Here is a 20,846-nt window from a genome sequence, read left to right as displayed (position 1 = left end):
TTCTGACTAACTGGATTAGCTGCGCGGACGCACGCGGTCACGGTCGCCGCCGCCACGCGGGCCGCGGTTGCCGCCACCGCTGTTGCGGCGGTCTTCATCGCGGGATGCCTTGATCTGACGCTGGATCTCTTCCAGCGGCGTCGGCGGCTCGCCGCGCATTTCGCGAAGTGCTTCGCGATGGGACAGGTTGACGCGGCCTTGCGGGTCGACCTCGGTGACTTTGACCGGCAGAATGTCGCCGACGTTGCAGACGTCTTCCGTCTTCGCCACGCGCTCTTCCCCCAGCTGCGAGATGTGAACGAGACCGTCTTTGCCCGGCAGGACTTCGACGAACGCGCCGTATTTCTCAACGCGGGTGACTTTGCCGCTGTAGATCGCACCCAGTTCGACTTCGCGGACGATGCCTTCGATGATCTCTTTTGCCTTTTCACCCGCTTCGCCGTTGGTCGCGGCGATGAAGACGCGACCGTCTTGCTCGATGTCGATCTTGACGCCGGTCTCTTCGATGATTTTGTTGATCACGCGACCGCCCGGCCCGATGACGTCGCGGATCTTGTCCGGATGGATGCGCATGGTGATAATGCGCGGTGCGTACGGAGACATTTCCGCGCGCGGCTCTGCGATCGCTTCCAGCATTTTGCCGAGGATGTGCTGACGGCCGCGGTGCGCTTGCTCCATCGCACGCTCCAGCACTTCACGGTTGATGCCTTTGATCTTGATGTCCATCTGCAGAGCGGTGATGCCCTCAGCGGTGCCTGCGACTTTGAAGTCCATGTCGCCCAGGTGGTCTTCCATGCCTTGGATGTCGGTGAGGACGACCATTTTGTCACCGTCTGCGATCAGGCCCATCGCCACACCGGCGACCGGTGCTTTCAGCGGGACGCCTGCGTCCATCATCGCCATGACGGAGCCGCAGATCGCTGCTTGCGACGTCGACCCGTTCGACTCGATGATCTCGGAGACGACGCGGATCGTATACGGGAAATCGTCAGAAGACGGGATTACCGGTTCCATCGCGCGCTCGCCGAGTGCGCCGTGACCGATATCGCGGCGGGACGGAGCACGTAGCGGACGCGCTTCGCCGACGGAAAACGGCGGGAAGTTGTAATGATGCATGAAGCGCTTTTCGGAGTCGAGGCCGAGACCGTCGATCTCCTGCGAGTCGCCAAGCGTGCCGAGGGTGCAGACAGACAGCGCTTGCGTTTGACCGCGGGTGAACAGACCGGAGCCGTGAACGCGCGGCAGCAGACCGACCTCGGTCGAGATCGGGCGGATCTCATCGATGGCGCGGCCGTCCGGACGAATGCCTTCGTGCACGATGGCATGACGAACTTGCTCCTTGACGATGTCATAGAGCACTTCGCTGATATCGCCTTGGTGAGAAGCGAACGACTCTTCACCCAGCTCTTCGAGCAGTGCCGCTTTGACTTCTTCTTTCACAGCGGAGATGTTTGCTTCACGCTCTTGCTTGTCGTACGTGCGGATCGCTTCTTTGAGCTTGTCCGTCGCCAGGGAGCGGACTTTGTCATTGATCTGTGCATCGACTGCGTGCAGGATGACTTCTGCCTTTTCCGGTTGCAGTTCGGCGACGATCTGCTCTTGGAAAGCGACCAGTTCTTTGATCGCATCGTGTCCGAACATGATCGCTTCGATCATCACCTGTTCCGGGACGACGTTTGCACCCGCTTCGACCATGTTGATCGCGTCTTTGGTGCCGGCGACGATCAGGTGGATGTCCGATTTGGCAGCTTGTTCGACGGTCGGGTTGATCACAAACTCGCCGTCGACGCGACCGACGATCACACCGGCAATCGGGCCTTCAAACGGCACGCTGGAGGTCATCAGAGCGGCCGAGGTGCCGATCATCGCAGCGATTTCCGATGCGCAGTCTTGATCCACGGAAAGTACGAGGTCGACGACTTGGATGTCGTTGCGGTAGCCTTCCGGGAACAGCGGACGGATCGGTCGGTCGATCAGACGGCTGGCGAGGATCGCTTTTTCCGACGGACGTCCTTCGCGCTTGATGAAGCCGCCCGGGATTTTACCAACCGCATATAAACGCTCCTCGTAGTTGACGGTGAGCGGGAAAAAGTCAAGATCTTTCGGTTCACGGGAAGCGGTCACCGTCGAGAGCACGACCGTGTCGCCGTAGCGGACCATCACAGAACCGGTCGCTTGCTTGGCATGCTTGCCGAACTCCAGGGTCAGCGTACGGCCGCCGAGGGTAGTGGAAAACGTTCTATGCATATGAAAACAAGTGCCTCCTTTCGGCTGTTGCGCCGAAGAGTATGGGGTTTATGTATGACTCATGGGTTACTTTAGTTCGCACTACGCACAAGTATTTCCTTCTTTAGCGTAGAAAAATCATGCAAAACACAAAGAAGAAGCGGGAATCCAGTAGAATCCCGCTTCTTTCCATGTTACTTACGCAGACCGAGTTTCGCAACCAGGTCGCGATAACGGTTAACGTCTTTGTTACGCAGGTAGTTGAGCAGGTTACGGCGACGGCCGACCATTTTCAACAGACCACGACGGGAGTGGTGGTCTTTCTTGTGCGTGCGCAGGTGATCGTTCAGGTAGTTGATCTTGTTGGTCAGGATCGCGATTTGTACTTCCGGCGAACCGGTGTCGCCTTCGTGAACTTTGAACGATTCGATCAGGTTGGTCTTTGCTTCTTGATTGAGTGCCATTGTTATGGTACACCTCCAAATAATATATCCCCAAGGCCCAGAACGCCGTCGGTGTGTTCGGCGATCCGCGCACGTGGTTCACTGTGTCATTTGCCGATGACGGTGATGACGAGTCGGCCCTGTGCAATGTCTTTCGCCACGATGTCAAAAGCTCGACCGCCGATGGATACAAATCCACGGAAGCGAGTCGCCACCGGCACAAGACCTGGAATCAGCTTGGCAGCGCGCACGATGTCATCTACAAAGATGCCGCGTTGGCGATCTTCGAAGAGCCGCTGCTTGGCATGGACCGTGACGATGACGCGCATGCTCAGTTGTACTCAAGCGATACTTGGCGATCATCGTCCAACTCGGTAAACATCGAAAACAAGGAATCTTGAAACGCCAGCATCAAAGCGTCGTCCTTTCCGCTCTTGCGGTAGAACTTGACCAAGTCGCGGTTCAATTGCTTGAATTCGTCGCTGATGCAGATGCGTGCCACCTCGCGGCACCACTCCATCAGTCGTGTATCACGTTCATCGACATACGGGTATCTCACGTGTCCATCCCCCCGCTCGCAGAACTGCGTGCCTATGAGTCAGGATGATAGGAGCAATAGTAAGAACCACTCAGACAGTATATCATACAGGGTTTGGTTCGACAACAACAGGCGGCACATGTGCTAGTAAATGTATGCGCAGGCCGTGTCCGCTTATACCGAAAACAGTGACAACCGGGAACGCGCCTCCACCACATCGCTCTGGATCTGTGCGATCAGTTCCTCGACGGAGAAAAACTTTTTCTCGTCACGCAGGAAGTCGAGAAACTCTACACGGATCGCCTCGCCATAGAGATCGCCGCTGAAATCGAGGAGATGCGCTTCGAGCGAACGGTGCATCTGGTCGTGGAACGTCGGCTTCGTGCCAATGTTCAGAACAGCTGCATGCCACTCATTCTTGACCAAGACCCGCACCACATATACCCCGTTTTTCGGCAATGCGAACGAATCGAGCGGTTCGATATTTGCCGTCGGGAAGCCGAGCAGCCGCCCGCGCTTCTCGCCGTGGATGACGGTACCGGTGACGGCGTAGGGGCGTCCGAGCAATTCGCAGACGAGCCGGGCATCGCCATAGGACAATTTCTCCCGGATCAGTGTCGAGCTGACTTTTTCACCGTAGCGGTTGACCGCGCCGACGATCTCCACCGGGATACCCGCTTCCGCCGCGAGGTCCTTGAGCATCGAAGCATCTGCCTTGCCACCGCGACCGAATGCGTAGTCAAAACCGACGACAAGGCCCTGCGGATGCAGTCGGGAAAGGAAGCCATAGATGAACTCCTCGGCCGTCAGCCCCGCAAACGCCACTGTGAAGTGAACAACATACACGATCTCGACGCCCAATTCCTCCATCACGCGCATCTTTTCATCGAACGGCGTGAGCAGGTTGGCATGCGCTTGCGAGTTGCCGAGCACCTGTCTTGGATGCGGGTAAAACGTTAACACGCTGGCGGGCAGACCAAGTTGACCGGCCAATTCAACAGCTCGGCCGATCAACCCTTGATGCCCTATATGTATTCCATCGAAGTTTCCCAGTGCCATGACCGACGGCTGAAACGCCGCATTGTCCTGGAGATCTGTGATTTGGATGATCTTCACGACATCTCACCCCTACTCTTTGAACACCTTCTCTGGTACTGTGTGCGTCTCCCCGTCCACGATCGACTCGATGCGGTACAGAGCGAGCAATCGCCCCGTTCGACTTTCGATCCGCACCAGTTGTCCCGCTTGGGCACCTGGAATCACGCGGCGCAGCGTCAGTTCGCGACCGTTATCCACACGCCGCTCCAGCGCCTCCGGGATCGTCGCAGCCGTCAGATGAGGCAACGCGGATTGCAACGGTTGCAGCTGCTCGGCGATCTGACCTGCCGCCGCCAACTCCTCGATCTGTTCAAACGTCAACGCCTGTTCCAGCGTAAACGGGCCGGAACGGGTGCGCACGAGGTGCGACATATGGGCCGGCACGCCAAGCGTGCTTCCCAAGTCCTGACACAGTGTACGCACGTAGGTTCCTTTGGAACACTCCACGTCAAACCGTACTTTCGGGTGGTTCGGCTCCAGATCAAGGGAGAGGATCTCCAATTTGTAGATCGTGACTTCGCGCGGCGGGATCTCCACCTCCTCGCCTTGGCGGGCGAGATCATACGCACGCTGGCCGTTGATCTTGATCGCTGAAAAGGCGGGAGGACGCTGCAGGATCGGACCGATGAACGAGGCAGCCGCCTCGCGCACCTGCTCCTCGGTCACCTGCACGGTATCCACCGATTCGACCGGTTCCCCCGATGCGTCCTGCGTGGTCGTCGAAACGCCGAACGTCACTTCGCCCCGATAGGCTTTGGCCTGATCAAGCAGATATTCAGCGACGCGCGTCGCGCTGCCGATGCAGATCGGCAAGACGCCGGTCACATCAGGATCGAGCGTGCCGGTGTGCCCGACCTTTTTCACGCCGAGCACCCGTTTGACCCTGCCGACGACCTGCTGCGAGGTCATGCCGGCCGGTTTGTTGACGATCAGAATGCCATTCATGCGTTCGCTCCCACTTCTGCTATTGCTTCTTTGACGCGAGCCAGCACGCGTTCACGCACTTCCTCGAGCGATCCGTCCATCTTGCAACCGGCTGCCCGTGCATGACCGCCACCGCCAAACTCCAGCGCGATCCGGCCGACGTCGACCACATATTTGGAACGGAACGAGACCTTGGTCTTGTCAGGAGACAGTTCGCGGAAGCAGATGCCCACCTCTACTCCTTCGACGTTGCGCGGGTAGTTGACGAGACCTTCGACGTCTTCGTCATCGCCTTTCACACGCTCCAGCATCTCGCGGGAGACGGCCACCCATGCGATGCGGCCGCTCTCGTCACGTCCCAGCGAATCCAACCCTTCGCGGATCAACTGCACCTGCGCCCACGTCATCGTTTCCAACACCTTGTCCACCACGTTGTAAGGCTGCACCCCGTGACGCAGCAGATCAGCCGCGATCAAGAGCACGTCTTCGGTGGTGTTCGAGTAGCGGAAACCGCCCGTATCGGTAACAAGCCCGGTGTACAGGCAGGTCGCCGTATCAATGTCCAACTCCACGCCCAGTTCGCGGGCTACTTTATAGACGATCTGGCAGGTGGCCGCCGCCGTGAGATCGACAAGGTTTTCCGTGCCGAAACGGTCGTTGGTGACGTGGTGATCAATGTTCAGAATCTGCGCGTTGTCGGCGATCAGTTGGCCGGAGCAGCCCAATCGCTTGCGGTCGCCGCAGTCAAACGAGATCACCGCATCAAATCGTTCCTGCACACCGTCCGGCAGTTCAAATCGATCCGCCATCGGGAAGAACGAAAATTTATTCGGGATCGGATCGTCGTTGATCAGGCGGAACGACTTGCCGAGTTTGTGCAACAGGTGAGCGGCACCCAGACAGGAGCCGAGTGCGTCACCGTCCGGCTTTTCATGAACGAGCAGCAGAAAGTGATCGTGGTTGCGGAAAAAATCGGCAGCCGCCTTATACTCCTGCTTCAGGTTCTGCGTTTGACTCATTGCTCTCGTCTCCTTTGATGTCCCGCAGGACTTCCGAGATTCGGGTCGAGTAGTCGATCGAGGTGTCAAGTTTGAAATGCAGTTCCGGCGTGCGGCGCAGGCGAATCCGGCGTCCCACCTCGGAGCGGATGAAGCCAGATGCTTTGTTCAACGCATCCATCGTGCCGTTGCGCTTCGACTCGTCGCCAAGGACACTGACATACACATTGGCGTGTTGAAGGTCGCCCGATGCTTCCACATCGGTGATCGTCACGAAGCCGACGCGCGGGTCTTTGACTTCAGTGCGCACGATGTCGACGATCTCTTTTTTAATCTGTTCCCCTACACGGCTGACACGAATCTTTGCCATGATTGGTTCACCTCTTTTTCCGTTAGATAGACGTTGGAGTTGAATTCTGCCCCTAAGGGAAAATTCAACTCCGTCACGTCACTCATGCTGTTTTAGACTACTTTAATTTGCTCCATTTGGAACGCTTCGATGATATCGCCTTCGCGCAGGTCGTTGAATTTCTCAATCGTCACGCCGCACTCGAAGTTGGTTGCCACTTCGCGGACATCGTCCTTGAAGCGTTTGAGCGAGTCAAACTTGCCTTCGAACAGGATGACGCCGTCACGCAGGACGCGCAGTTCGGCCGAGCGAACCAATTTGCCCTCGGTGACGAAGCAACCGGCGATGGTGCCGACTTTGGAGACTTTGAAGGTTTGGCGCACTTCTGCACGGCCGAGCAACACTTCCTTGAACTCCGGATCGAGCATGCCTTTCAGCGCTGCTTCGATCTCTTCGATCGCGTTGTAGATGACACGGTACAGGCGTACGTCGACCTTCTCCGACTCGGCCATCTTCTCAGCTTGCGTCTGCGGACGGACGTTGAAGCCGATGACGATTGCATTGCCTGCCGTCGCCAGCAGGATATCGGATTCGTTGATCGCGCCGACGCCCTGATGGATGACTTTTACGCGAACGCCTTCCACATCGATCTTTTCCAAAGAACCGCGCAGGGCCTCGACAGAACCTTGTACGTCCGCTTTGATGATGACGTTGAGTTCTTTGATGTCGCCCTCTTTGATCTTGGAGAACAGATCGTCCAGCGTAACGCGGGATTGAGCCCCGATCGACTCTTGACGATGTTGGTGCGCGCGCTTTTCCACGAGCTTGCTCGCTTTGCGTTCGTCATCATAGACGACGAACAGGTCACCGGCACTCGGAACGTCAGACAGACCGAGGATCTCGACCGGCATCGCCGGCAGCGCTTCTTTTACGCGGCGACCGCGGTCGTTGACCATGGCGCGAACCTTGCCGTAGGTGGTGCCGGCGACAACGATGTCACCGACTTTGAGCGTGCCGTTTTGGACGAGCACAGTCGCGACCGGGCCGCGACCTTTGTCCAGTTCGGCCTCGATGACCGTACCGCGCGGACGCGCATCCGGGTTCGCTTTCAGTTCTTGTACTTCCGCGACGAGCAGGATCATCTCGAGGATGTCCTCGATCCCTTGGCGCTTGAGAGCGGAGACCGGAACGAAGATCGTTTCGCCGCCCCACTCTTCCGCTACCAGGCCGTACTCGGTGAGCTCCTGCTTGATGCGGTCAAGGTTTGCGTCCGGCTTGTCGATCTTGTTGACCGCGACGATGATCGGCACGTTGGCCGCTTTCGCATGGTTGATCGCTTCCACCGTCTGCGGCATGACGCCGTCATCCGCTGCAACGACGAGGATCGTGATGTCGGTGACTTGAGCACCGCGAGCGCGCATCGTGGTGAACGCTGCGTGGCCCGGCGTGTCGAGGAAGGAGATCTTCTTGCCTTTGATCTCGACTTGGTAGGCGCCGATGTGCTGGGTGATGCCGCCTGCCTCGGACGCGGTGACGTTGGTCGAACGGATCGCGTCGAGCAGCGTGGTTTTCCCGTGGTCGACGTGGCCCATAATCGTGACGATCGGCGGACGCTCACTCAGAGATTCCGGATCATCCTCTTCCACCAGCATATCGACCGCTTCTTCGTCGACCGGCTCTTTGATGGTCACTTCGATGCCGTAGTCTTCTGCGACCAGTTGGATCGCATCGGCGTCGATTTCGTTGTTGATCGTCGCCATGATGCCGAGGAACAGGAGCTTTTTGATGATCTCGGACGGCTCGCGCTTGATCAGTTTCGCGAAGTCCTTAACGGTCATTGCGCCTTCGATCTCGACGTTTTTCGGCATTTCAACCGGTTTCGGAGCCGGACGTTGTCCGCCTTGGTTCTGTGCGCCGCCGCGTGCGCCGCCACGGGTGTTGCCGCCGCGTCCGCCTTGGTTGCCGCCGCGGTTGTTCGCGCCGCCGCGGCCTTGGTTGTTGCCGCCGCGTCCGCCCGCGTTGCCGCCACGGTTCCCGCCGGTGTTGCCACCCGGACGGTTGCCGCCGGTGTTGCCGCCGGGACGATTACCGCCGCCACCGCCAGCCGGGCGGTTGCCACCGTTGCCTGCCGGGCGATTGCCGCCGCCTGCCGGGCGATTGCCGCCGCTTGCCGGTCTGTTTGCCGTCGTACCAGCCGGACGGCCTGCCGGTTGGTTCGGCTTCTTTTGCGGAATGCGCTCGTTGCGCGGTTGAGAAGCGACACGATCATCTACGAGATTGTCGTAGTCCTTTTCATTCGCTTTGGCAGGTTGTCCTGCTTGATTCGCTTGATTGTTTTGCGTCATATTCCCCTGATTTCTCCGTTCTCCACCAGATTTAGGTGCTTGATTTGGCGATTGTTGCTCAGAACCCTTTTTCTCGGATTTGCCTTTAACATCTTTGAAAAATTGTTCCACTTTTTGAATCATCTCCTGATCCATCACGCTCATGTGATTGTTGACCGGGACATTCATGCGAGTGAGAATTGCAATGATCTCTTTGCTGATGAACCCGCAATTTGGTCACTGCGCGTCACCCCCGGCATTTTCTCCAGCCAGTTGGCGTATACGCTTTGCAAAACCGGATTCGGTCACCACGACGATGGCGCTGTGGGGTTTGCCCACCGCCTGCCCAAGGGAGATCTTGTCGAGAACTTCGATCAAAGGCACCTTGTAATGCTTGCATTTGTCGTGGTATTTCTTCATCGCGTTTGCACCTGTATCGCGTGCCACCAGAGCCAGAGCCGCCTTGCCGGCTCGCACTTGAGCTAAACAGGCGTCATGGCCTGTTACGAGCGCTCCCGCCCGCTTTGCCAATCCGAGCATGTTCGCAAATTGTTGTTCACTCATCCTCATCGCCCTCCGGTTCCACACCGGCCAGTTCCCGAGCCAGCGTGTCGTAGATCTCTTCCGAAACGGAAGTTTTCAGAGAGCGCTCCAAGGCCTTCTTCTTGCGCGCCGGCACCAGACAATCCGCCTGACGACAGATGTAGGCTCCCCGTCCCGCCTTCTTGCCTGTCGGATCGAGTTCAACAGACCCGAGCGACTGGTTGAAGACGAGCCGGATCAATTCGCGCTTGGGCTTCATCTCCTGACAGCCCACACATTTACGAAGAGGGATCTTCTTCTGCATGGACGACCCCCTCCCTTTCCTCAGTCAAACGCCTTTTCGTCGGCAGTGTCTGCCAGAGGCGCGTAGTCTTCGGCGAGGTCGGTCGAATAGTTCTCGTTGTCGTCCGCACCTTCACTCTCTTCGCGATGCACCGGCACGAACCCTGCTTCGATCGCTTGGGTTTCGCTCTTGATATCGATCTTCCAGCCTGTCAATTTAGCTGCCAGACGCGCGTTTTGGCCTTCTTTACCGATCGCAAGGGACAGTTGGTAGTCCGGAACGACGACGCGAGCCACCTTGTTCTCCTCATCCACATCGACAGAGACGACCTTCGACGGCGAGAGCGCGTTGGCCACGTATTCCTTCGGATCTTCGCTCCATTTGACGATGTCAATCTTCTCACCGCGCAGTTCGTTGACGATCGTCTGCACGCGCATGCCGCGCGGACCGACGCAAGAGCCGACCGGATCGACGTCCGGATTGCGAGAGTAGACGGCGATCTTCGAACGGTAGCCCGCTTCGCGAGCGACCGATTTCAGTTCGACAACGCCTTCGTAGATCTCCGGCACTTCCAACTCGAACAGACGTTTGAGCAGGCCCGGATGGGTGCGCGAGAGCTGAATTTGCGGTCCCTTGGTGGTTTTCTCCACCTTGGTGATGTACGCCTTCACGCGATCATTATGCTTAAATTTTTCGGTCGGCATCACTTCGTTGAGCGGCAGCACCGCTTCGACCTTGCCGAGATCCACGTAGTAGAACCGGTTGTCCTGACGTTGGACGATACCCGTCACGATGTCAAACTCGCGGTCGACGAACTTGTTGTAGATGATGCCGCGCTCCGCCTCACGGATGCGCTGGGTGACGACCTGCTTGGCCGTCTGCGCTGCGATGCGGCCGAAGTCGCGCGGGGTGACTTCGATCTCGGCGATGTCGCCGATCTGGAAGCCCGGGTCGATCTGCTCCGCTGCGTCAAGCGAGATCTCAAGGCGTGCGTCTTCCGCCTCCTCGACGACCGTCTTGCGCGCGTAGACTTTTACGATGCCGGTGTGGCGGTTGACGTCCACGCGGACGTTTTGCGCCGAGTTGAAGTTGCGTTTGTATCCGGAGATCAGCGCAGCTTCGATCGCTTCGAGCAGGATTTCTTTGTCGATCCCTTTCTCGCGCTCGATCTGTTCTAATGCGTCAATAAACTCGCTGTTCATAAAAGATGTTTCTCCTCCTCACGAGAATCACGGTTAAAAGACGACGGCGAGCCTTGCGGATGCAATCGCCTCAACCGGCACTTCTCGCACCGATTTCGCCTCTTGAATGGTGACCGTCGTTCCGTCATATGCGTTCAAAACGCCTTCGAACGCTTTTTGACCGTCAATCGGTTCATACGTTGTTATGTATACATGCTTGCCAATCGACCGCTCGTAATCGGCTGGCTTTTTCAACGGCCGCTCGGCGCCAGGGCTCGATACTTCCAAAAAATAACTGGTCGGGATCGGGTCCACCTCGTCCAGCATATCGGAGACCTTCTCGCTGACACGTCCGCAATCGTCGATGTCAACGCCCTCCGGCTTGTCGATGAAAATGCGCAGGAACCAGTTGGCCCCTTCTTTTTTATACTCCACATCGACGAGCTCGAGGCCCTCTCCTTCGACGATCGGGGTTGCGAGTTCCTCGACGACGTCCGTCACTTTCCGTTTCGTCATTCTATCCCTCCTTCAATCTGAGCCAGAATCGGGTGACAGTAGTATTCCCTTCATCAGCCCTCTGTGAAACGCCCAGATAAACCGAAAGAGTGGGTTTCCCCACTCTTCTCATAGACAGTATTCTACGTCTAATACTATACAAATTATAGCATGACTCCTACGGAGATGCAACATTTCGCCTCGTAGCCCTAGAACAGCGAGAGTTGATTGGTCTCCGGCAAGCCGGTCAAACAACCGTGTGATTCCAGCAATTCGATGACCGTTTTCGAAGCGCGGGAACGCTCCTGCAGGTCTTGAATCGACAGGAACTCGCCTTGCTTCGCCGCTTCAGCGATGCCCTTCGCAGCGTTCTCGCCGACGCCGGCCAACGCACCAAACGGCGGAAGCAGTCCGTTCGACTCCTTGATGACTTGGAAGCGGGTCGCGTCCGACTTGTACAGATCGAGCGGAAGGAAGTGATACCCGCGCGCGGTCATTTCCAACGCCATCTCAAGGACGGTGTGGAGCGCCTTTTCCTTTGGCGCGGCTTGGAAGCCCTTCTCCTCGATCTCGATGATCTTCGCTTTGATCGCGTCGTAGCCCTTGCCCATGATCTCCAGATCAAAGTCGTCGGCGCGAACGGAGAAGTAAGTTGCATAAAATTCCAGCGGATAGTGGACTTTAAAGTAAGCGATCCGTACCGCCATCAGGACATACGCGGTGGCGTGCGCCTTCGGGAACATGTACTTGATCTGCTTGCAAGACCAGATGTACCAGTCCGGAACGTTGTTCTTCTTCATCTCGTCTTCCATCTCCGGCGTCAGGCCTTTGCCTTTCCGCACGCTCTCCATGATCTTGAAGGCGAACGACGGTTCGAGACCCGCATAGATCAGGTAGACCATGATGTCGTCCCGGCAGCCGATGACGTCTTTGAGCACGCAGATCTTGTCTTGAATCAATTTCTGAGCGTTGTTCAACCAGACGTCGGTGCCGTGAGACAAGCCGGAGATCTGCAACAGCTCGGAAAACGTGCTCGGTTTGGTGTCTTCAAGCATCTGTCGGACAAACTTGGTGCCAAACTCCGGGATGCCGTACGTACCGGTCTTGGAGCGAATCTTCTCCGGCGTGACCGGATTTTCCGGATCGATGGTCAACGCGTCTGTCCCTGCGAACAGCGACATCACCTTCGGGTCATCGGTCGGGATCTTTTTCGGGTCGAGGCCCGTCAAGTCCTGCAACATCCGGATGACCGTCGGGTCATCGTGACCCAGGATATCGAGTTTGAGCAAGTTGTCATGGATGGCGTGGAAGTCGAAGTGAGACGTCTTCCATTCGGCGTTCTTGTCATCAGCCGGGAACTGGATCGGCGAGAAGTCATACACGTCCATGTAGTCCGGAACGACGAGGATGCCGCCTGGATGCTGGCCGGTCGTGCGCTTGATCCCGGTGCACCCGTCGACCATCCGCATCATCTCCGCGTTGCGCAGATTCCAGCCTTTTTCTTCTGCAAACTTCTTCACGTATCCGTACGCCGTCTTTTCCGCGACCGTTGCGATCGTCCCTGCGCGGTAGACGTACTCATCCCCGAACAACACCTTCGTATAAGCATGCGCCCGCGCTTGGTAATCCCCGGAGAAGTTCAAATCGATATCAGGGACCTTGTCCCCTTTAAAGCCAAGGAACGTCTCGAACGGAATGTCATGGCCGTCCTTGTCCAGTCTCTCGCCGCATTTCGGGCAGTTCATGTCTTCCAAGTCAAAGCCGGAGCCGACCTTCCCACCGTGGAACTCGCTGTATTGGCAAGCCGGGCAGCGATAGTGCGGCGGCAGCGGATTGACCTCGGTGATCTCCGACATCGTCGCCACAAACGAGGAACCGACAGAACCGCGGGAACCGACCAGATAGCCGTCATCGAGCGATTTGCGGACGATCTTCTGCGAGATCATGTAGATACCCGCAAAGCCGTGGGTGATGATCGAGTTCAGTTCTTTTTTCAAACGCGCGTCGACGATCTCCGGCAGCGGTTCGCCGTAGAGCGCCTTCGCCCGGTCATAACACATGTTAGTCAGTTCATCGCCGGCCGTCTCCATGCGCGGCGTATACAGTTTGTCCGGGATCGGCGACACGTCTTCGATCATGTCGGCGATCTTGTTCGTATTGGTGATGACGATCTCTCGCGCGGTCGCTTCGCCAAGGTGCGCGAACGCGTCGAGCATCTCATTGGTTGTCATAAAGTACAGCGGCGGTTGATCGTTCGCGTTGCGGTCGTTTTGCGACGTCAGGAACACTTGGCGGTAGATCGCGTCTTCCGGATTGACAAAGTGGACGTCGCCTGTCGCCACGACCGGCTTGCCCGTTTCTTTGCCCACTTCGAGGATCAGGCGATGGTACTCTTTGATCGACTCCAGCGAACCAACCGACTCGTTGAGCAGGAGCGGCTTGTAATGCAGGAGCGGCTGGATCTCCAAATAGTCGTAAAACTCAGCGACTTCTTTGAGTTCCTCTTTCGTCTTGCCCCGCAGGATCGCATCGAACAACTCGCCCTGCTGGCAGGCGGTGCCGATCAGAAGTCCGTCGCGATGCTTGGTGATCAGACTGCGCGGGACGCGCGGCACGCGATGGAAATGCTTGATGTGCGATTCGGATACGATCTTGTACAAATTTTTCAGACCTGTTTTGTTCTGCACCAAAAGAATGGCGTGGAACGGGCGGACACGGGAGTAGTCAATCTCGCCGTCAGTTTCGTTCAGACGGCTGAGCGTGAAAAAACCCTGCTCCACCATATCTTTCAACATATATTGGTAGACTTTCGCCAGCGCGACCGTATCGTCGAGCGCGCGATGGGCGTTGACCAGATCGACATCAAACTTTTTGGCCAGCGTGCCCAGGCGATAGTTTTTCTCGCGCGGATAGAGCTTGCGGGCCAGCGACAGCGTGTCGAGGGCGATGTTCGTCCACGGCTCCATGCCGATCCGCTTGGCACATGCTTTCAGGAAGCCCATATCGAAGTCCGCGTTGTGCGCGACCAAAATCCCGTCATCGACAAACTCGCGGAAGGTCGGCAAGACTTCGTGCAATCTGCGCTTACCGCGTACCATGTCGTTCGTGATGTTGGTGATTTCGGTGATCTTGGCTGAAATCGGCACCTGCGGGTCGATGAGTTCGGTCCACTCTCCGATGATCTCCCGGCCCTTCATTTTGACGGCCGCGATCTCAATCAGGGTGTTCTCCGCCGCGTTCAAACCGGTGGTCTCCGTATCGAACACAACCCATTCGGTGTTTTCATCAATCGGGATCTCCGTGCCGTCCGGCAGGTTCAGCACGACCGGCACACCGTCATCGACAACGTACGCTTCGAGACCGAGCAAGACTTTAATGCCGTTCTTCTGACCGGCCGAGTATGCTTCCGGGAACGCCTGCACCACGCCGTGGTCGGTGATCGCAACCGCTTTGTGTCCCCACTTCGCCGCTTGGGCAACGAGCGTTTTCACCGGGGCGATCCCGTCGAGCGACGACATGTTGGAATGCAATTGCAGTTCGACGCGCTTCTCGTCCGCCGTGTCGGTACGAGTCTGCCCCGGGATCTCGACGAGATCCTGGATCATCAGCACCAACTCTTTTGCAAACGTGTCGAATTGGACGGTGCCCCGCACGCGCAGATGCATGCCGTCTTTGAGCAGACGCAGGACTTCCACCTGCTTGTCCCCTTTTGCGAACGTCTTGCAGGAGATCGAATCGGTATTGTCGGTGATGTTAAAGGTAAAGAGCGTACGACCGGAAGCCAGTTCACGCGTTTCAACGGTGAAAATCCGCCCCTCGACGACAACGCGGCGCATCTCGTCTTGGACTTCTTTCAGCGGTGTGGCCGGCTCTTGGATCGGATGACCCAATTCGACCTTGTCAGGCGGCGGACCGCCGTCGCCTTTGCCGCCGCCCTTGGTGCTGCGGGTGGCTTCTTGACGCTTCTCCTCTTCGTTGGCGACGAACGCCTTCTGCCCTTCAAGGCGGTCTTGCTCCTCGATCAGCGAGCGCATCGATTCGGAGACCTCTTGGAGCTTTTCTTTGTCGGCGTCCACCTGCACGACCACCGAGAGCTGGAGCACGTCGCGCAGCCAGAGAGCCAACTTTTCATCGTAGCCCTTCTGCTGGCACCGCTGTTTGATCACATCGGTGGTGACAGGCACACGCAGGTCGCGTCCGTCCAAGGTCAGGCGGCTGACGTCTTTGAGCTCCGCCTTCAGCGAGTGATCGTCGCCGAGCACCTGATCGACCGCATACCCAAAGTAATCGCGCACACGCTCCAGCACGTCCGTCTCTTCCCCTTCATACTCCAAGCGCAGCGTCACGTGACGCGCATCCTCTGCAAAGAAAGTTCGAAACGCATCTTGAATCTGTCTGTACACCGCCGATGTCAAACGCTGCGGCAGTCTGTATGTGACCTCGACCGAGCGTTCGCGGCGGTTCACCAGGGCGCGGCTGACCTGCAGACCCGCCTGCAACTCGCGCAAGACGCTCTCCTCACGGATACCGAGCCGTTCGCATAAAAAAGAGAGACTTTGCCCATTCATATCCACAAGACTCATAATGGGAAACCCCCTCCACTCTATTTCATTATACTAAATGCCCGTTCACGAGCGGACCAGCACGCGCAGGATATCCCAGTACATCCGCAGCCGCGCGGCAAATCCGGACACGTAGCCGAGCTTTTCTTCTTTCATCCGGTGCGTCAGGTCAAAGAGCGGCACTTCCACGACCGGCCAGCCCTGTTGGCGGACATGACGCGTCAAAGCGACCTCCACGCCGTAGCGCGTCGTTTCAATCAGCGGCAGGGATTCGAGCACTTCCCGCCGGAGCACGCGCTGCCCTGACAAATGAGGAGCCACCCGCTGCGCCCAATCGGTCGCAAAACGGCCAGCTCCAAACAGTCCGAGCGCCATCGCCGCCCCGTCTTCCACAACGGGACGGATCAGGCTGTGCAGATGTGTGGCCTTGAGTCCGATCAGATCGGCATCGAGCAACATCACGAAAGGAGAGCGGGCAGACTGAACGCCCGCCCAGATCGCTGCTCCTTTGCCGCGGTTGAGATCAAACCGAATGATCTCTACCGGATACTTTATGATTTTATCATAAGTTCCATCGACCGAGCCGTCATCGACGACGATTATTTGCTGGAAATCCGGCATCTGCGTCACGACGTCGAGCACAGGCTCGATGTTATCGGCTTCGTTGTAGGCTGGAATGATCAGCGTGATCAAACAACATCGCTCCTTTTTTAGAAAAGGCGCATCCGCTGTTTGCTCCTCTCCCAAGGAGACGCTTAGTGACCGGCGACCAGACCCATGATCTCTTCGTACGCTTGCTCCAGCGACACTTCTTTCGCTTCGCCCGTTTTGCGCACGGTAAATTCGACGATGCCCTCGCCCGCTTTTTTGCCGACGGTGACACGCACCGGCAGGCCGATCAGGTCGGAGTCTTTGAACTTGACGCCGGCCGACTCATCGCGGTCGTCGAGCAACACGTCGACGCCTTGTTCACGCAGACGGTTGTACAGTTGTTCCGCGAGGCGCATCTGTTCTTCGTCCTTCACCTTGACCGGGATGACGTGGACTTGGTACGGAGCGACAGCCATCGGCCAGATAATGCCTTTTTCGTCGTTGTTCTGCTCGATCACGGCGGTGATCAGACGCGAGATGCCGATGCCGTAGCAGCCCATGATGAACGACTGCGCTTTGCCGTCTTGATTGAGGAAAGTAGCACCGAGCGAGTCGGAATATTTGGTTCCCAGTTCGAAGATGTGACCGACCTCGATACCGCGGTAGAACTCCAGCGTGCCTTCTTCACAATGCGGGCAGAGATCGCCTACAACTGCGTTGCGCAGGTCGCCGACGCGCTCCGTTTGGAAATCACGGCCTGCCACGACGTTTTGGAAGTGATAGTCGCGCTCGTTCGCACCCGCAACGCCCGCACTGACACCCAGCACGTCGCGGTCAATGACGACCGGGATCTTCAGACCCACCGGGCCGACAAAACCGGACGGCACGCCGGTCACGCGCTCGATTTCCGCATGGCTTGCCAGCTCCAAGGTACGGGCACCGAGGAATTTTTGCAGTTTCAGTTCGTTGACTTCATGGTCGCCGCGCAGGACGACAGCCACCGCTTCACCGTCCGCCAGATAAACCAGCGTTTTGATCACAGTGTTTGCTTCCACATTCAGCGACTCGACCAATTGATCGATCGTCTTGATCTCCGGAGTGTGAAGTTTTTCATACGCCGGCGCGTCCTCGGTCGGAGCCACGCCCGCTGCAGCGTAACGCGCTTCCGCTTTTTCGAGGTTGGCCGCGTAGTCGCAGTGCGTGCATACCGCGATGGTGTCTTCCCCGATGTCGGCCAACACCATGAACTCATGGTTGCGGCCGGAGCCACCGATGGTGCCTGCGTCCGCTTGCACCGGGCGGAAGTTCAGGCCAAGGCGGGTGAAAATGCTGGTGTAGGTCTTGTGCATCAGGTCGTACGTCTCGCCAAGAGACTCATAGGAAGCATGGAAAGAATACGCGTCCTTCATCGTGAACTCGCGAGCGCGGAGCATGCCAAAGCGCGGACGGCGTTCATCACGGAACTTGGTGGCCACTTGGTAGATGTTGAACGGCAGGCGCTTGTACGAGTTGACTTCTTGCTTGGCCAGCGTGGTCACCAACTCTTCATGCGTCGGGCCGAGCACGAAGTCGCGGTCGTGACGGTCTTTCATCTTCATCATCTCCGGGCCGTAATCATCCCAGCGGCCGGTGGTGTGCCACAGTTCGGCCGGCTGCAGGATGCTGCCGAGGATCTCTTGGGCACCGGATTTGTCCATCTCTTCGCGAACGATGTGTTCGATCTTGCGGAGCACTCGGAGGCCGAGTGGCAGATATGTATACATCCCGGCTGCAAACATACGGGCAAGACCTGCGCGCAGGAGCAGTCTGTGGGATACGATTTCAGCATCTTTCGGCACTTCCCGCAAGGTGGGAAGCAGCATTTTGTTTTGACGCATCTGATATTCCTCCAAATCGTGAGTGGCTTGCACTCTTGCATGATTCTTTATTGTACGGTATTTTTCACCAAAACTCAAAGCAAAAGCCCCGAAAGATTCGGGGCTTTTTTACCTACTTCAACGATCCGGTCAGTTCGTACTGCTTGGCAAGGGCGTCGATTTCTCTTTTCAGTTCTTCCACCATCGTCGCTTCCGGGATCTTGCGCACGATCTCACCGTGGCGGAACAAGAGCCCTTCGCCGCGAGAGCCTGCGATGCCGATGTCCGCTTCGCGTGCTTCGCCAGGGCCGTTGACCGCGCAGCCGAGGACGGCGACCTTGATCGGAGCTTGAATCTTCGAGACGTATTCCTCGATCTCATTGGCGATGGAGATCAGGTCGATCTCGATTCGGCCGCAGGTCGGGCAAGAGATCAGCGTGACCGCATTGCTGGCCAAACCGAACGACTTGAGCAGTTCGCGGCCGACTTTGATCTCTTCCACCGGGTCGGCCGACAGCGAGATGCGCATCGTCGAACCGATGCCCTTTGCCAGCAAGGCGCCAAGGCCCGCTGCGCTTTTCACCGTGCCGGAGAACAGCGTGCCCGCCTCGGTGATGCCAAGGTGCAGCGGATAGCGGAACCGCTCCGCTGCCAAGGTGTAGGCTTCGATCGCCAGCGGCACGTCGGACGCCTTCATCGAGATGATGATGTCCTCAAAGCCGAGGTCCTCCAAGATGCCGACATGGTACTCCGCACTCTCCAGCATCCCGCGTGCAGTCGGGTAGCCGTATTTGTCGAGGATGTGCTTTTCCAGAGAACCGGCGTTGACGCCGATTCGGATCGGCACTCCCCGTTCTTGGCAGGCTTTGACGACTTCCTGCACCTTTTCCCGCTTGCCGATGTTGCCGGGGTTGATGCGGACTTTGTCAATGCCGTTTTCAACAGCTTTCAGAGCGAGCTTGTAGTCAAAGTGGATGTCAGACACCAGCGGGATCGAGATCTCTTTTTTGATCTCCTTGATCGCCTCGGCCGCCTCCATGTTGTTGACCGTCACCCGTACGATCTGACAACCCGCTTCTTCCAGGCGCAAAATCTGTTCGACGGTCGCTTTCACATCGGCCGTCTTGGTCATGGTCATGGATTGCAGAACGACCGAGTCGCTGCCGCCGATCGTCACGTTACCGACCTGTACGGGACGAGTCATCGAGCGATGAGTCAGCATGTTGTACACTCTCCCAAATTCGCAGTTGTCACGACTGTTTCGCCACGGCGAGCGCTTCCTGCCGCGCCCACGCATCCGCTTCCAGCACCTCATCGAGGCTCGGATGGGACAGCACGCTGTGGCGGTCCATCACAGTCGCGATCACGCGTTCGATGTCTAAAAATCCGATCTGTTCTTGCAAAAACAGTCCGTTGGCAATCTCGTTGGCTGCGTTCAACACCGTCGGCATCGAACCGCCGGTCCGTCCTGCATCAAAGCAATAGCCAAGGCACGGGAAGCGCACCAGATCCGGAGCGCGGAAATTCAGTCGGGACGCTTCCACGAGATTGAGCCGTCTATAGGGACCCGGCAACCGCGTCGGGTAGGTCAGCGCGTATTGGATCGGCATCCGCATGTCCGGCTCGCCGAGCTGGGCCAGCACGGAGCCGTCTACAAACTCAACCAGCGAGTGAATGATGCTCTCCGGGTGAACGACCACCTCGATCCGGTCATACGGCATGTCGAACAGCCAGTGCGCTTCGATCACTTCCAGCCCCTTGTTCATCAAGGTGGCCGAATCGACGGTGATCTTGGCCCCCATCGACCAGTTGGGGTGGTTGAGCGCCCCGTTTACGGTGGCGACGGCCATCTCTTCGCGGGTTTTGTCCCGGAACGAGCCGCCGGACGCAGTGACGATAATCTTTTCTACGTCAACCGGTCGCTCCGTATGCAAACATTGGAAGATCGCCGAGTGCTCGCTGTCCACCGGCAGGATCTTGCAACCTTTTTCTTTCGCCAATGCGGTGACCAAGTGACCGGCCGCTACCAAGGTCTCCTTGTTCGCCAGCGCGATATCCTTGCCCGCCTCCAACGCTTTGAGCGTCGGCAGAAGCCCGGCCGCGCCAACGACGGCGGTCAGGACGATGTCCACTTCGGGCATCGTCGCCACGTCCACCAGGCCCTGCGGCCCGATCACCACTTCCACCTGCGAACCAAAGCGTTCGCGGACCATGCGGGCTCCCTCATCGGTCGCCACGCTGACAAGGCGCGGGCGATAGCGTTCGATCTGTTCCAACAAAAGTTCGGTGTTGCGCCCGGCCGCCAAGCCTGCGACCCGGAACTGATCCGGGTGCGCCGACACCACATCAAGCGTCATGGTGCCGATCGAGCCAGTGGAGCCGAGCAGAGCGATTGTGCGAGACATCTTGTTCACCTCATAGGTTACAACGGAACA

Annotated in this window: 18 protein-coding genes; all 18 read right to left on the bottom strand. The window is 57.7% G+C overall.

Going from position 1 to position 20,846, the window contains the following annotated elements:
* Positions 1–15 precede the first annotated feature (15 nt).
* The 18 genes from OS242_RS01130 to OS242_RS01045 all read right to left on the bottom strand — a co-directional run bounded on the left by OS242_RS01130 (position 16) and on the right by OS242_RS01045 (position 20,816).
* The gene (locus tag OS242_RS01130) at positions 16–2,247 is read right to left on the bottom strand and encodes a polyribonucleotide nucleotidyltransferase (RefSeq protein WP_267149813.1); all 2,232 of its coding nucleotides are present in this window, start codon (positions 2,245–2,247) and stop codon (positions 16–18) included.
* Between the two features lie 173 nt (positions 2,248–2,420).
* On the bottom strand, positions 2,421–2,690 hold the full coding sequence (gene rpsO / locus OS242_RS01125) for a 30S ribosomal protein S15 (protein ID WP_267149812.1): 270 nt from the start codon (positions 2,688–2,690) through the stop codon (positions 2,421–2,423).
* An 86-nt stretch (positions 2,691–2,776) separates the two neighbouring features.
* A complete protein-coding gene (locus OS242_RS01120; RefSeq protein WP_267149811.1) occupies positions 2,777–2,998 on the bottom strand; it encodes a hypothetical protein in 222 nt (73 codons plus the stop codon).
* A gap of 2 nt (positions 2,999–3,000) precedes the next feature.
* The gene (locus OS242_RS01115; protein ID WP_267149810.1) at positions 3,001–3,228 is read right to left on the bottom strand and encodes a hypothetical protein; all 228 of its coding nucleotides are present in this window, start codon (positions 3,226–3,228) and stop codon (positions 3,001–3,003) included.
* Between the two features lie 153 nt (positions 3,229–3,381).
* Positions 3,382–4,323 (bottom strand): bifunctional riboflavin kinase/FAD synthetase, encoded by a 942-nt coding sequence (locus OS242_RS01110; protein ID WP_267149809.1) that lies wholly within the window; start codon positions 4,321–4,323, stop codon positions 3,382–3,384.
* A 12-nt stretch (positions 4,324–4,335) separates the two neighbouring features.
* Entirely contained in the window at positions 4,336–5,250 is a 915-nt protein-coding gene (gene truB, locus OS242_RS01105) for a tRNA pseudouridine(55) synthase TruB (RefSeq protein ID WP_267149808.1), read from the bottom strand.
* Positions 5,247–6,248, bottom strand: coding sequence for a DHH family phosphoesterase (locus tag OS242_RS01100; protein ID WP_267149807.1), 1,002 nt, complete (start codon positions 6,246–6,248; stop codon positions 5,247–5,249). The genes truB and OS242_RS01100 overlap by 4 nt, the downstream gene beginning before the upstream one ends.
* Positions 6,214–6,597 carry a 30S ribosome-binding factor RbfA gene (rbfA, locus tag OS242_RS01095; RefSeq protein WP_267149806.1) on the bottom strand — a complete coding sequence of 128 codons (384 nt, stop codon included), beginning with the start codon at positions 6,595–6,597 and terminating at the stop codon, positions 6,214–6,216. The genes OS242_RS01100 and rbfA overlap by 35 nt, the downstream gene beginning before the upstream one ends.
* Before the next feature lie 92 nt (positions 6,598–6,689).
* Positions 6,690–9,089, bottom strand: coding sequence for a translation initiation factor IF-2 (gene infB / locus OS242_RS01090; protein WP_407702064.1), 2,400 nt, complete (start codon positions 9,087–9,089; stop codon positions 6,690–6,692).
* Between the two features lie 48 nt (positions 9,090–9,137).
* Positions 9,138–9,464, bottom strand: coding sequence for a L7Ae/L30e/S12e/Gadd45 family ribosomal protein (locus tag OS242_RS01085; RefSeq protein WP_267149805.1), 327 nt, complete (start codon positions 9,462–9,464; stop codon positions 9,138–9,140).
* A complete protein-coding gene (rnpM, locus tag OS242_RS01080) occupies positions 9,457–9,747 on the bottom strand; it encodes an RNase P modulator RnpM (RefSeq protein ID WP_267149804.1) in 291 nt (96 codons plus the stop codon). Before rnpM ends, OS242_RS01085 begins: the two co-directional genes overlap by 8 nt.
* A 20-nt stretch (positions 9,748–9,767) precedes the next feature.
* Positions 9,768–10,928: a transcription termination factor NusA gene (gene nusA / locus OS242_RS01075; RefSeq protein WP_267149803.1), complete on the bottom strand. Its 1,161-nt coding sequence runs from the start codon at positions 10,926–10,928 to the stop codon at positions 9,768–9,770.
* Between the two features lie 33 nt (positions 10,929–10,961).
* A complete protein-coding gene (rimP, locus tag OS242_RS01070) occupies positions 10,962–11,423 on the bottom strand; it encodes a ribosome maturation factor RimP (protein ID WP_267149802.1) in 462 nt (153 codons plus the stop codon).
* A 188-nt stretch (positions 11,424–11,611) separates the two neighbouring features.
* Positions 11,612–15,985 (bottom strand): PolC-type DNA polymerase III, encoded by a 4,374-nt coding sequence (locus OS242_RS01065; RefSeq protein WP_267149801.1) that lies wholly within the window; start codon positions 15,983–15,985, stop codon positions 11,612–11,614.
* A gap of 45 nt (positions 15,986–16,030) precedes the next feature.
* Positions 16,031–16,657 carry a glycosyltransferase family 2 protein gene (locus OS242_RS01060; protein ID WP_267149800.1) on the bottom strand — a complete coding sequence of 209 codons (627 nt, stop codon included), beginning with the start codon at positions 16,655–16,657 and terminating at the stop codon, positions 16,031–16,033.
* Between the two features lie 62 nt (positions 16,658–16,719).
* Positions 16,720–18,432, bottom strand: a complete 1,713-nt coding sequence (locus OS242_RS01055) for a proline--tRNA ligase (RefSeq protein WP_267149799.1) — start codon at positions 18,430–18,432, stop codon at positions 16,720–16,722.
* A 112-nt stretch (positions 18,433–18,544) separates the two neighbouring features.
* The gene (gene ispG / locus OS242_RS01050; RefSeq protein WP_323372869.1) at positions 18,545–19,633 is read right to left on the bottom strand and encodes a flavodoxin-dependent (E)-4-hydroxy-3-methylbut-2-enyl-diphosphate synthase; all 1,089 of its coding nucleotides are present in this window, start codon (positions 19,631–19,633) and stop codon (positions 18,545–18,547) included.
* 28 nt (positions 19,634–19,661) lie between these two features.
* Positions 19,662–20,816, bottom strand: coding sequence for a 1-deoxy-D-xylulose-5-phosphate reductoisomerase (locus tag OS242_RS01045; protein ID WP_267149798.1), 1,155 nt, complete (start codon positions 20,814–20,816; stop codon positions 19,662–19,664).
* Positions 20,817–20,846 lie beyond the last annotated feature (30 nt).

The sequence above is a fragment of the Tumebacillus lacus genome (assembly GCF_026410385.1).
Classification (GTDB): Bacteria; Bacillota; Bacilli; order Tumebacillales; family Tumebacillaceae; genus Tumebacillus; species Tumebacillus lacus.
The sequence above is the reverse complement of the archived record's forward strand: the minus strand, read 5'-3'. Positions and strand labels throughout refer to the sequence as shown.